The organism is Cupriavidus pampae (genome assembly GCF_914271485.1).
In the GTDB taxonomy this organism is placed as follows: Bacteria; Pseudomonadota; Gammaproteobacteria; order Burkholderiales; family Burkholderiaceae; genus Cupriavidus; species Cupriavidus pampae.
Map to the genome: position 1 here is coordinate 568,796 of NZ_CAJZAG010000001.1, position 12,970 is coordinate 581,765.

The 12,970-nt window shown below is 66.9% G+C and carries 9 protein-coding genes; 6 read left to right on the top strand and 3 right to left on the bottom strand.

Annotated features, from left to right (window positions below; translation table 11 throughout):
* Positions 1–78: 78 nt before the first annotated feature.
* Positions 79–936: a bifunctional methylenetetrahydrofolate dehydrogenase/methenyltetrahydrofolate cyclohydrolase FolD gene (folD, locus tag LDO41_RS02490; RefSeq protein ID WP_223981410.1), complete on the bottom strand. Its 858-nt coding sequence runs from the start codon at positions 934–936 to the stop codon at positions 79–81.
* 383 nt (positions 937–1,319) lie between these two features.
* Between folD and LDO41_RS02495 the strand changes: the two genes are divergently transcribed.
* The 6 genes from LDO41_RS02495 (at position 1,320) to LDO41_RS02520 (ending at position 9,292) form a co-directional block, all read left to right on the top strand.
* Positions 1,320–1,475: a hypothetical protein gene (locus LDO41_RS02495; protein WP_223981412.1), complete on the top strand. Its 156-nt coding sequence runs from the start codon at positions 1,320–1,322 to the stop codon at positions 1,473–1,475.
* Positions 1,476–1,643: 168 nt separating this feature from the next.
* Positions 1,644–2,579, top strand: a complete 936-nt coding sequence (locus LDO41_RS02500) for a lysophospholipid acyltransferase family protein (RefSeq protein ID WP_223981414.1) — start codon at positions 1,644–1,646, stop codon at positions 2,577–2,579.
* A gap of 2 nt (positions 2,580–2,581) precedes the next feature.
* Positions 2,582–4,705 carry a peptidase domain-containing ABC transporter gene (locus tag LDO41_RS02505; RefSeq protein ID WP_223981416.1) on the top strand — a complete coding sequence of 708 codons (2,124 nt, stop codon included), beginning with the start codon at positions 2,582–2,584 and terminating at the stop codon, positions 4,703–4,705.
* A 42-nt stretch (positions 4,706–4,747) separates the two neighbouring features.
* The gene (locus LDO41_RS02510; protein ID WP_223981418.1) at positions 4,748–5,941 is read left to right on the top strand and encodes an efflux RND transporter periplasmic adaptor subunit; all 1,194 of its coding nucleotides are present in this window, start codon (positions 4,748–4,750) and stop codon (positions 5,939–5,941) included.
* A complete protein-coding gene (locus tag LDO41_RS02515) occupies positions 5,938–7,914 on the top strand; it encodes an ABC transporter permease (protein WP_223981420.1) in 1,977 nt (658 codons plus the stop codon). The genes LDO41_RS02510 and LDO41_RS02515 overlap by 4 nt, the downstream gene beginning before the upstream one ends.
* 4 nt (positions 7,915–7,918) lie before the next feature.
* Positions 7,919–9,292: an efflux transporter outer membrane subunit gene (locus tag LDO41_RS02520; protein ID WP_223981422.1), complete on the top strand. Its 1,374-nt coding sequence runs from the start codon at positions 7,919–7,921 to the stop codon at positions 9,290–9,292.
* An 11-nt stretch (positions 9,293–9,303) separates the two neighbouring features.
* Here LDO41_RS02520 and LDO41_RS02525 read toward each other — a convergent pair whose 3' ends face one another.
* Together LDO41_RS02525 and LDO41_RS02530 are read right to left on the bottom strand one after the other, a co-directional pair.
* On the bottom strand, positions 9,304–9,936 hold the full coding sequence (locus LDO41_RS02525; protein WP_223981425.1) for a response regulator transcription factor: 633 nt from the start codon (positions 9,934–9,936) through the stop codon (positions 9,304–9,306).
* 103 nt (positions 9,937–10,039) lie between these two features.
* On the bottom strand, positions 10,040–12,628 hold the full coding sequence (locus LDO41_RS02530; RefSeq protein ID WP_223982330.1) for a PAS domain S-box protein: 2,589 nt from the start codon (positions 12,626–12,628) through the stop codon (positions 10,040–10,042).
* Positions 12,629–12,970 lie beyond the last annotated feature (342 nt).

Sequence of the window (12,970 nt, forward strand, 5' to 3'; positions counted from 1 at the left end):
GCAGCGCATATGTGCAAGATGAGGCCTGCGCGGCGAAATTTCCAGTATGTGTTTTCAATCGCGCCGTTAGTCGGCCGGTCAGGCGCCGGCGGCGGCGCGCTCGGCGGCTTCCAGCGTATTGACGAGCAGCATCGTGATGGTCATCGGGCCCACGCCGCCCGGCACCGGCGTGATATGGCCGGCCACCTCGCGCACACCCGCGAAATCGACGTCGCCGCACAGCTTGCCGGCGTCGTCGCGGTTCATGCCCACGTCGATCACCACCGCGCCCGGCTTGACCATATCGGCAGTCAGGATGTTGCGGCGGCCCACGGCGGCGACGATCACGTCGGCGTCGCGCGTGTGCACGCTCAGGTCACGCGTCTTGCTATTGCAGATGGTAACGGTGGCGCCGGCCTGCAGCAGCAGCATCGCCATCGGCTTGCCGACGATATTCGAAGCGCCGATCACGACCGCGCGCGCGCCGCGCAGCGGATATTGGATCGACTCGAGCATCTTCATGCAGCCGTACGGCGTGCACGGCCGGAAAATCGGCGCGCCGGTCATCAGCGCGCCCGCGTTGGCGACGTGGAAACCATCGACGTCCTTTTCGGGCGCGATCGCCTCCAGCACCTTGTGGCTGTCGATGTGCTTCGGCAACGGCAATTGAACGAGGATGCCGTGGATTTTCGGATCGCTGTTCAGGGCGTCGATGCGCGCCAGCAGATCGGCTTCCGTCAGGTCGGCCGGATAGCGGTCCAGCGACGAATAGAAACCGTTGTCCTCGCAGGCCTTGACCTTGTTGCGCACGTAGACCTGGCTGGCGGAGTCCTCGCCCACCAGCACCACGGCCAGGCCGGGCTGATGACCGCGTTCGGTCAGGCGGGCGGCGCGCTGGGCGGCTTCGGTACGGATGTGCTTGGCAAGGGCGTTGCCGTCGATCAGTTGAGCGGACATAGGGTGGGCTAGGCTGCAAATGGTAAGTCGGGGCGTCGTCGATAGCGACGAGGCGCGGGCCGGCGCGGGCCGGGATGGGCACGACCGGCGAGATAGGCGAATTATAAGGGTTCGCCCGGCGGTCCGTGGCCATGGCGGCGGCCGACCCTCGCCGGCGCGGGGTTGGTTGAAAACAATTGGAAATATTTGAATGTGATTTTCTTAAAAATATTTCCGATATGCGCCTGCAAATTTCTGTGAAGAATCCCGAGGACGGCGGGATTGAATGGACAATGGCCTCGACGCGCCAACCGTGGCAGGCGCGTAGGAACGGAGGGAACGGCGGTTTGCATTCCTTCTTATGTTGCCATTCAGTTTCACTCTGAAACTACTGAGGATTAATGATGAATAACGTCAATCAGATTCGCAAGATGAGCCTCGAGCAGGCGCACCGTGTGGTGGGCGGCGCTCCGGCTTCGGCGCCGGCTGCTGCCAACCGCGCCACTGCGCGCAACACGACGATCGTGAACGTCTACGTTCGCCGCGGCAAGTGGGGTTGATGCGCCACGCGTCTTGACGCCGGGCCAGCCGTGGCAGCCACGGACATGCTAGTGCTTGTCTGCCGCGATGGCCTGGCCGGGCCATCCCTCCCGCGTGGCGAGGGGGATGGCGGTCCTGAAGGGATCGCGGCGTCTACGCGGGATCCCTGTCATTGCCATTGGAAAGTGATGCAGATAGCTCTAGCGATATCGCTTGGCATGGGGGTGACCGGGGAGGCGGTGCGGAACCGGTTTCGACGCGGCGCCGCGTGGGCGCAGGCGCGTTTCTGGCAGTGTGCCGACATCGGCCTCATGATGCGGCTTTGCCGCCTGCCCGTAACACCCGGCGTACGGGCCTTGCGCGACCGCTTGCGTGGGGTCACGTGCGAGCGCCTGCGTCGGGAACTGGTGGACATGCCGGACGGTATCGGCTATCCGGTAGCGATGCGGCGCCGCACGATGCTTGATGCGGCGGTCTGCAGCGCCGCGCCCAGCGTCATGCCGATGCTCGAGGCGTGTGCCGCGCAGCTCGACGAGGCCATGTTGCGCGCGTCCCGGCGTGGCGTCCCGCCGGTCCTCGCGCCGCTCCACGTGTGTTCCGATATCACCGCCACGGTCGTGGCCGCGCTGACCACGCCGCGGCGCACGCACGTGTTCTCGATCTACGGGCAGGAGCGGATCGGGTTCATGGAGGCCCGGCACCTGCAGGCGCACGGCATTACGGTCATCCAGCATGCCCCCGACGCGTCGCCCGGCGCCCATCGCGCGATCATGCGCGAGCTGCGCGAGCGGGCCGCGAATCTCGTGATTTTTCCCGACATCCTGCCGCAGTTCTCGGAGGCGTATCTCGGCTACCCCATGCGCACGCGTGACGTCAGCCTGTTCGGCCGTCAGGCACGCCTCCACGTGGGCGCCGAGACCTTCGCTCGCATGGCGGGCGGCGGCATCCTGCCGTTCTACGTCCATTGGGAGGCCGATCGGCTGGCCATCTGCATCTTCGATGCCTGTGACGATCTTGACGATGTGGCGCGCTGCCTGGAGCAGGCGCTGCGCGCGCATGGCGACCAGTGGCTGCTCTGGCATTACGCCTCGCTGTTCTATTTCAACGACAGCGCGGAGCGTTGAACATGTCTTCATTTGCCAGCTTGCGCGCGATGTTTGGCGCCGTTCAGGGGCTGCATCCGATCGAGCCGGTCTACCAGGGTGAAACGTCGGAATGCGGCCTCGCCTGCATGGTCATGCTGCTGAGGTCGCTGGGGCGGGAGGCATCGCTGGCGGATCTGCGCGCGCGGCATGGCGCGCCGCTGGTCGGCATGTCGCTGGCGGACCTCGCCGAGGCGCTTGCCGCGCATGGCGTGCAGGCGGATGCCGTCTGTTTTCCGCGCGACGCGCTGCGAGAACTGCCATTGCCCGCGATTATCCACGTGGGCGGCAACCATTTCGTGCTGGCCATGCGCGGCGGCGGCCCGCGTGTGCAGGTGTTCGATCCTGCAGTGGGCATGCACGTGATGCATGCCTCGGAACTGGCCAGCGTGGCCTCCGGCTACGCGCTGGTGCTGGATGAAGCCGTCCGGCCATGGCCGCGGGCTGCCGATGGCCACCGGCGCGCGCCAATCGACATGCTCGGTCTGGCCGGCGGGGCACGGCTGGTCGCGCTGATGCTTGGGGCCGGATTGCTGGCGTTCCTGACGCCGCTGTTCGTGGGCCTGACGGTCGACTGGATGCTCGAGCGCGACAACTTCGAGCTCTACGAGAGAGTTGCCGTGGCCTATGCGCTGGCGCTGATTGGCGCCTGCGCGCTCGATCGCCTGACCGCGCGCGCAATGTTGCGGCGCTGCGCGGGCATGGGCACCCACGCGATGACCTACGGCTTTGGGCAGTTGCTCGGCAACCGACTGCGCTATTTCTCGCGCCGCAAGCCCGGCGATATCGTCGAGCGCCTGGTGGCGTACGGAGAGGCCGCGCGTGATCGCACGCAGCTTGCGAATACGATGCTCTGCGTGGCGGTGATCGCGGCCGTGACCGTCGGCATCATGGCATGGCTGCAGCCGGCGCTGGCGCTCGTCAGCATGTTCGGCATGATCGTGACAGGGCTGCTGACGCAACGCTACGTCATGCAGGCGCAGGTCATTCGTATGGAAGAGGAGGTCGCTGGCGCCGATCAGCGCCAGTTCCTGCACGAGAGCGTGTCGGGCATTACCGCGCTGAAGTCGGCCAACATCCTGCGTGGGCGCGGTATCGCCTTCACGCAACTTGCGCAGCGCGTGACCTCGGCATGGCGCGCGGGCGGAGACCTCGAACTGCGCCAGCGCACGGCCTACACGTTGATCGGCGGGGTGGAACTGATGATCACGCTTGGGATCGCGGGTCGGGCCATCATGGCCGGCGACCTGACCTTCGGCGGCTTCTATGCGTTTGCCTTTTTGCGGCAGATGGCGATCGGTGCCGTCGGGCAGATCTATGGCGCGTGGCTGTCGGCGCGGTCGAACCGGGTAGCCGAGGCGCGTGCGCGGGACATCCTCGAGCATGACAAGGATGCGGGCGCCGCGCGCGCCGGCGACGCTGGCGAGCCTGCTCCCGAAACGATCGGCGTGCAGGGGCTCTGCATGCGCCACGATGGGGGGGGCGCAATACTGAGCGACGTGGCGCTGGAGATTCGTCGCGATGAAAAGGTGGCGGTCATTGGCCCCTCCGGCGCGGGCAAGACTACGCTGCTGATGTTGTTGTCGGGGCTCGACCGGCCCGACGCGGGCGTTGTGCGCATCGACGGTGCCGAGGCACCGGACTGGGAGGCGCTACGCGCGTACTGCTACTTTCAGACGGCATTCGACACGCTGTTCAGCGGCTCGGTGGCGGACAACATCACGATGTTCGCCGCAAAGCCGGAGTTCGGCACCTGCGCGCGCATTGCCGACGAACTGGGATTGGCCGCACGGCTGGCGAGCCTGCCCGCGGGTCTCGGAACGCTGATCAGCGAAGCCACGGCGTCCCTTTCGGCGGGCGAGCGGCAGCGGCTGCTGGTGGCGCGCGCGTTGTACGCGCGCCTGCCAGTCCGCATCTTCGACGAGCCGACTGCGAATCTCGACGCCATGAGCGCGGGGCAGGTCATGCGCGCGATTACGGCCTGCGAGGGTGCGGCCATCGTGGTCACGCACGATCGCAGTCTGTTGCCGCTGTTCGATACGGTGTACGAGTTGCGGCAAGGCGCATTGCACTGTGTGCATCGATTCGCGCATCAGCGCGCGCGCTGAGAATGGCGTTGGAGAACATGCATGTGGGGTGGTGGTGATTACATGATGCGAGCATTCTGTCGGCCGTCGTGGGGCCGCGTGCTGACTGCCTGCGTGGCGATCGCGGTCCTTGTGGCAATCGCCGTGGCGGGCACCGTGATCTGGCGCAGACTGGCTTTGGATGCGCCCCCAGCGCCGGTCGCCACTGTGACGCGCGGGGATATCGAAGAGATCGTGCTGGCCACCGGGACCATCGTGCCGCTGCGGCAGGTCAATGTCGGGGCGCAGGTCAGCGGCCAGCTGAAAACCCTTGCCGTGCGGGTGGGCGACCGCGTCGAGCAGGGGCAGCTGCTTGCGGAGATCGATCCGATCCTGCAGCAGAACGAGCTGAAACGTGCCGAGGCGGCGTTGACGCATGCGGAGGCGCAGCGAACCGCGCAGCTGGCGCTGTTGCGCCAGCATCGGCTGGCGCTGAAGCGCGAACTCGCCATGCGGAAGGCCGACGCGAATACCGAGGCCGACCTGGAAGCGGCCAGCACGCAGGCCGACACGACGGCCGCCAATGTTGCCGCGCTCGATGCCACGCTACGGCAGGCGCGTATCGCGGTGGAGTCGGCCGAGGCCAGCCTGGCCTATACGCGCATCGTCGCGCCGATGGCGGGGCAGGTGATTTCCGTCGTCGCGGAAGCGGGGCAGACCCTCGTGGCGGCGCAGATGGCACCCACCATCCTCGTGCTGGCGGATCTGGATGAAATGCTCGTCAAGGCGCGTATTTCCGAGGCGGACGTGGTGCGGGTGCGAACCGGGCAAGGGGGATGGTTCTCGATTCTCGGCGCCCCGCTGCGGAAGATCCCCGTCGTGCTGCGGAGCATTTCGCCGGCGCCTCCGGTCACGCCGGGCAGCGATGCCGCGACGGCAGGCGGGCAGGGCGGCGCGATCTATTACCACGGCGATTTTCTGGTGGCCAATGGGGACAACGCGCTGAAGCCTTCGATGACCGCACAGGTCTCGATCGTGACGGGCCGCGCGCCCGGCGCGTTGCGCGTGCCGGCGGCCGCGGTGAGCGGCCCCGATCAGAACGGGCGGTACACGGTGCAGGTGGTGCGGTACCGCGCGGACGGTACGATCGCGGGAGGGGAGACACGCGAAGTGGAGATTGGACTGAGCGATCATGTCTGGGTCCAGATCGTCCGCGGCGTGGAGGAGGGCGAGCCCGTGGCAATCGATCCGCAGGGCGAGGCGAAGGGGCAGGCGTGACACAGGCGTTGCTGGAGCTACGCGCGGTATCGCGTGCCTACCGGATGGCCTCGGACCGCGCCGATGGCGCCGGAGGCTCTGCCTGGACTACGGCGCTGCATGCTATCGACCTCGATATCCGTGCGGGGGAGATGGTGGCGATCATCGGGCATTCGGGGTCCGGCAAGACCACGCTGCTCAACCTGCTTGGCTGTCTGGATCGGCCAACCGGCGGTACCTACCGGATTGGCGGACGCGACACGCGGTTGCTCGATGCCGATGCGCTGGCAGCGTTGCGCCGTGACACGTTCGGGTTCGTGTTCCAGCGTTACGACCTGCTGCCCGCACTCACGGCGCTCGAGAATGTCGAGATGCCAGCGGTGTATGCGGGCGTGAAGGCCGATGTCCGGCGCGAGCGCGCATGCCATCTGCTCAGGCGTTTCGGGCTCGGTCCGCGCCTCGGGCATTTTCCATCGCAGCTCTCGGGTGGGCAGCAGCAGCGGGTCAGCATCGCGCGCGCGCTGATCAATGGCGGCTCGGTGATCCTGGCCGATGAGCCCACCGGAGCGCTCGATCGCGCGAGCCATGAGGAAGTGCTCGCGCATCTGCGCGCGTTGCATCGCGAGGGGCATACGATCGTCATCGTGACGCATGACCCCGCGGTGGCCGCGGTGGCCGAGCGTGTGGTGGAGCTCCGCGATGGCCGGGTGGTGAGCGACCGTCGTGTGACGGGCGAACGCGCAACCGGTAGTGCGCGCGTCGAGGCGTCGCGACCCGCGCGTGGCGATGCCGCGGCTGCGCTGCAGCGCCTGCGTGTCTCGCTGGCCATGGCATGGCGCGCGATGCTCAGTCACCGCCTGCGCGCGGTACTGACGATGCTCGGCATCGTCATGGGCATTGCCGCGGTGATCCTCGTTACGGGTCTCGGCGAGGGAGCCAAGCGGCGTGTGGTGGATGACCTGCGCGCGTTCGGCGCGCATACCGTGGATGTCTATCCCGGCAAGGACTGGAACGACGATGACGCGGCCGGGCGCCGCGCGCTCGGCGAGTCCGATCTGCCACTGCTTGCGATACAGCCCTACACTGACAGTATCAGTCCCGTTGTCGCGGGCTCGGCCGCGGTACGCGTCGGCAGCCGCACCGTGCGCGTCACGTTGAGCGGTGTGGGCGCGCAATACTTCCGGGCCTCGGGCGCGGCGATGTCGGCCGGTACTGCGTTCTCCGCCAGCGACGTGTTCCGGCAGGCGCAGGTCATCATCATCGATGCCACGCTTGCCAGGCGCCTGTTTGGTCCGGAGCGCGATCCGATCGGCGAGACCGTGCTGGTGGATCAGGTGCCCTGCCGCGTGATTGGCGTGGCGCGGACGCGCAAGGCACTGTTTGCGCCAGAACCCGCGCCGGAGGCCTGGTTGCCGTACACGACCCAGATGTACCGCTTCCAGGCGCGCGACTATTTCGATGCCATCAAGATCCGACTGAAGCCTGGGCAGGGCGCATGGCCGCCGCGCGATCTGGAACGCATACTGACGCGGTTGCACGGGCGCAAGGATTTCTTCGTCATGGTGAGCGACCATTTCGTGAAAAAGGTCGAGGCGACCGCGCGCACGCTGACGCTGCTGGTATCGGGGGTGGCGGTGATCGCGCTGGTCGTGGGTGGCGTCGGTGTGATGAACATCATGCTCGTGGCCGTGAGCGAGCGCACGCGCGAAATCGGTATTCGCATGGCGCTCGGCGCGCGACGGTCCGATATCCAGCAGCAGTTCCTGATCGAGGCGGTGCTGCTATGCATGACCGGCGCACTTGCGGGCGTGGCCTTCGCGTGGTGCGTGGGCATGGTCATCGGGTGGATGCAGAGCGAGATCTCGATGGTGTTTTCGCCGTGGGCGATTGCCGGTGCCTGCGGCACCGCGATTGCCGTCGGTATCGGCTTTGGCTACGTGCCCGCGCGCAATGCGGCGCGGCTGGTGCCCGTCGTGGCGCTGGCTCGGGGCTGAGACGATGCGTTCCCTAGCGTATTCGACCTGGTTGGCGCTGCCCCTCGCGCTGTCGTGCGCGGCCTGCGGCAGCCTGCTGCGCACGCCATACGAACCGCCGGCGTCCATGCTGCCGCCGGCATGGGAGGCGCCGGTGCCGGCCGGCGCCACGCTGGCCACGCCTGATGCACAGTGGTGGCGCGCGTTCGGCGATGCACGGCTGGACGCGCTGATCGCGCTGGCGCTCGCGCGCAATGCGGATCTGGCGCTGGCCGGCCTGCGCATGTACCGCGCGCGCCTGGAGGCGGGCGCCGAGGATGCGCGCGACATGCCGTCTCTCGATCTGCGGACCGGCGCCAGTACCAAACGCAACCTCAAACACGGTGGCTCGAGTGTGCGCGGCTATGAAGCCGGGCTGGCGCTGAGCTACGACGTGGATCTGTGGGGCAAGCTCGCCCGCACGCAGGAAGCCGCGGCGTGGCGCGCGGCCGCGAGCGCGTTCGATCTGCGGGCGACGCGGCTGGCGCTGATCGGTGAGGTGGCGACGTTGTACTGGAGCGTTGCCGAGTTGAATGCGCGCATCGCGCTCGCGCAGGCGGACCTCGTGGATGCGGAGCGTGTGCAGGCGCTGGTGACCGCGCGCCGACACGCGGGCGCTGGTTCGGCGCTGGAAGTCGCGCTGGCGGAGCGCGATAAGGCAACGAACGCGGCGGCGCTCGAGCGCCATCTCCAGCAGCGCGACAGCCAGCGCCTGTCGCTGGGCAAGCTACTGGCGGAGCCGGTGCCGGCGGAGGCGGCCGCAGCCTATGCATTGCCGGCGGCCGATCTGCCGGAACTCGCGCCGGGTTTGCCTGCCACGGTGCTGGCGCGGCGCCCCGACGTCGCCGCCGCGGAGGCGCGCATACGCGCCACGCTGAATCTCTATGACGCCAGCATCGCGGATTTCTATCCGAAGCTGACGCTCACCGCCGATGCCACCGGCCGCAGCAGCGATCTGGGTCAGCTGTTCTCGAATCCGCTCGGGACGCTTGGCGGTGGCCTTGTGATGCCTTTGCTGAAATGGCAGGCGCTGCAGTTGTCGTCCGAGATCGCGCGCGTCAACCACGACGAAAGTGTCACGACGTACGGGAAGACGCTGTATGCAGCGCTGGTGGAGGTGAACCAGGCGCTGGTGGAGCGCGATAGCCTCGGGCGCGAAGCCGGCCAGATGAGGGCCGCGCAGGACGCGGCCACGCGCGCGGAGGCGCTGAGCCTGGCGCGCTACGTGGCGGGCAAGGGGACGTTACGCGCGGCGCTGGAGGATAGCCGCGCGCGCCGTGCGGCGAGTGCGGCGGTGCTGACCACCCGTGTAAATCAATTGCGCGCGCAGATGACGCTGTTCCGCGCGCTGGGCGGCTGAGCGACGTCCGGTCAGCTGTTGCGCGAGAGCGCCAGGCGCAGCAGGTCCGCCACCGTGTTCACGTTCAGCTTTTCCATGATGTTGGCGCGGTGCGCCTCCACCGTCTTGATGGAAATGCCCAGATCGTCGGCGATCTGCTTGTTGAGGCGGCCGGCGACGATGCGCTCGAGCACCTGCTGCTCGCGCGTGGTCAGCTTGCCCAGCAGATCCTTGGCCGCGCGCTGCTCGCGGGCGGCCGAATGGTCGGTGCGCGCCTTCGTCAGCATGCGTTCCACCAGCGCGCGCAGTTCGGATTCATCGAACGGTTTCTCGATGAAATCGACGGCGCCGCGCTTCATCGTGGATACCGCCAGCGGCACGTCGCCGTGGCCGGTGATGAAGACGATCGGAATGTCGATGCCCTCGGCCAGCATGCGCTCCTGCAGTTCCGGGCCGCTCATGCCCGGCATGCGCACGTCGAGGATCAGGCACGAGACGTGTCCGGAATCATAGGCCGAGAGGAATTGTTCGGCACTGTTGAAACTGCGAACCTGATAGCCATTGCCTTCGAGTAGCCAGGTCAGGGAGTCGCGCATCGCTTCGTCGTCATCGACGATGAATACGGTCTCGCCACGATGAGGCGTTGGGGAAGGCGTTGCTGTCATGAGGTCTCCTGGCAAGGGTCGTTTGGAGCGAAGTGTAACCGCACTGTAAGGTTGCGCGATAGCCGTATAGCGAACTGGTTGTCGCCCAATGAGCACGTCGTGATTATTGCTCACTTGGCGCCGTGTGGATCGGCAGCGTGATCTTGAAGGTGCAGCCGATGCCGTCCGGGTTGTTTTCCACCCAGAGCCGACCCTGATGGGATTCGATGATCGAGCGGCAGATATTGAGGCCCATGCCCATGCCGTCCGACTTGGTGCTGAAGAACGGTTCGAACAGCCGCTCCTTGGTCGCCTCGTCCACGCCCGGGCCCTGGTCGATCACGTCGATGCAGCAGCACTGGCCGAATTCCATCGGTTCCACGCGTGCGTGCAGGCGCACCACGCCGGCCGCGCGCATGGCCGGCAGTTCGGCCATCGCTTCCACCGCGTTCTTCAGCAGGTTCACCAGCACCTGCTCGATCAGCACCGGATCCACATACAACAGCAGCGGCGGGGCGGGCAGGCGCGTGAGGATGGTCGCGCGGCGGCGCGTGGCCTCGAGGTCGGCCAGGCCCACGGCGTCGGCGACGATGTCGTGCAGCGACGCCTCGCGCCGCTGGGGCTGGCTGCGCTTCACGAAGCCGCGGATGCGGCTGATGATCGTGCCGGCGCGCACGGCCTGCGCCGAGGTCTTCTCGAGCACCGGAATCAGGTCTTCGGGCGTGCTGCGGCCCGAATGGAGCCGCGCCACGGCGCCCATGCAGTAGTTGTTGATGGCCGCGAGCGGCTGGTTGAGCTCGTGCGCGAGCGACGACGCCATCTCGCCCATGGTGGTCAGGCGGCTGGTGAACTGCAGCCGTTCCTCGTGCTGGCGCGCCATTTCCTCGGCGGCCTTGCGCATGGTGATGTCGGTGGCGATCTGCATCTGCGCGAGGTGGCCGTCCACCCACTGGATATAGCGGCGCCGCACTTCGAACCACTTCTGCATGTCCGGCACGAAGACTTCGCGCGCGTCGGACGCGTACGGCATGAGCTCGGACGCGGGCAGGCCGGCATACGCATCGACGTAGTCGGTGCTGTCGCTGGACATCTGCTCCTTGTCGAAGTCATCGCCGGCCAGCTTCAGGTGGCCCTCCGCCTCCCAGCCGAACAGCTGGCGGTAGTAGCGGTTGGCGAACAGCAGCTCGGCCTTGTCGGTGGCCAGCACCGATACCGCGGCGTCCAGGCTCTCCAACACCGTGGTGAAGCGGTCATGCGCGGCCGCGAGCTCTTCGCGCGCGCGCTTGGGCTCGGTGATGTCCGTCATCGAACTCATCCAGCCCGTGTGACGGCCGCGGCTGTCGACCAGCGGCGACACGTACATACGTGCGAAGAAGCTGCTGCCATCGCGGCGCATCACGCGCATCTCGTAGCCGGTGGCGGGGGACTTGCCCTGCAGCGTCAGGTCGATCTGCTTCTGCATCTCCTGCTGATCGTTCGGCGGCCAGTAAGGGAAGGGCGGCATGCGGCCGACCAGATCGTTCTCCTGCCAGCCGGTCATGCGGCAGAACGCCGGATTGACGTAGGTGATGCGGCCATTGAGGTCGAGCGCGCGCAGGCCGATCAGCATCGAGTTTTCCATCGCGCGCCGGAACGACGTTTCGGCCAGCAGCGCGCGCTGCGCCTCGGAGCGGCGACTGGTATGGCGCCACATGCTCCACAGGCTCCACAGCAGGAAGCAGGACAGCCCCACCACGAGCCACAGCAACATGTTGTTGGGCAGGTTGGACGGGGGCGGATAGGCATCCGCGCGCAGCGAGAGCGAGTGGCCGGGCGGGTCGAGCAGGACTTCGTACGACAGTGCATTGCCGGGCACCGGCCGCACCGAGGTGCTCGCGCGTGTCTGATTGTTCTTGTCGATCAGCGAGAAGCGGTAGCGCTCGGTCAACTCGGGCGGCAGCAGATGGGTCAGGATGCCATTGATCGAATACATCGCGCCGAGCGTGCCGAGGAACTCGTTATCGCGCACGATCGGCACTTCCATCAGCATGAAGCTGTCGCCGCGGTCGTTGATGAGCGGGCGCGAGTAGACCACGCGCTGGGTCTCGCGCGCGGCGTCGAAAGTGTCCAGCACTTCAGGCTCGAGCGGGTGATCCTGCGTCTCGCGCAGGCGGCTCGCGAACTCCGACGTCGACGGCAGCGACCAGCGTCCGCGCCGCGTGGCGTCGAGCCAGTTGATAAAGACGATCTCGGGGTTCTCGCGCAGGATCTCCTGCGCGGCGGTGCGATAGGCCCCCTGGTCGAGCTGCGCGGCGGCGATATCGCGCGCCAGCGAGGCCAGCTGGTCCTGATTGCTCAGCAGCGACAGCCGCACGCGCTGCTGCGCCCAGGCGGCGTCCCGATAGAGCGCGTCGCGTTGCTGCTGGCGCTCGGTCTCGTGCAGGGACCACAGGATGACGCCCATGGCCACCGTGAACAGCACGATCGCCACCAGCGGGATGAACATGAACCAGCTGGTCGCGACGAGATTGCGCCAGCGCAGCCACCACAGGCCGCGCGGCGCGCCGGCATACGGTCCATTGGGGCCATCCGGCACGTCGTGCGCGGCGTGGACTTCATGGACCTCCGCGTGCGCGGCATGTGACGCATCACCACCGGGGCGGGCAGTATCGGCGGCAGAAGGCGGGAGCATCGCGGCGCGCAGGCCAGAGAGGAGTCGTTCGAAGAACTGCATAGGGAGGCGGGACAACTGATGGCGCAGTGTAGCGGCAATATTGCGGTGCGTCGCTTGGGGAAACCATCTACCGAATGCAGCACTTCCCTCGGAAGTATCTGATTTGCCGGCAATTTCATGATGCGCCGCAATGCGGATTCTGGTGCACTGCGGCATTATTTCACATTATAAAAAACGAATCCGTAATCTGAAAATTTCGCTTGCAAGCCGCTCCTGTGCTTCCATAGAATCGCTTCGACCCAACAATGCGGGCGGTTTTCGAGCGCCTGCCGCACTCTGAACCACAACCCAGAGGCCGACCCCCCGCCTACCCGGCGGCGCGGGCAGGAATTCACCCAGGAG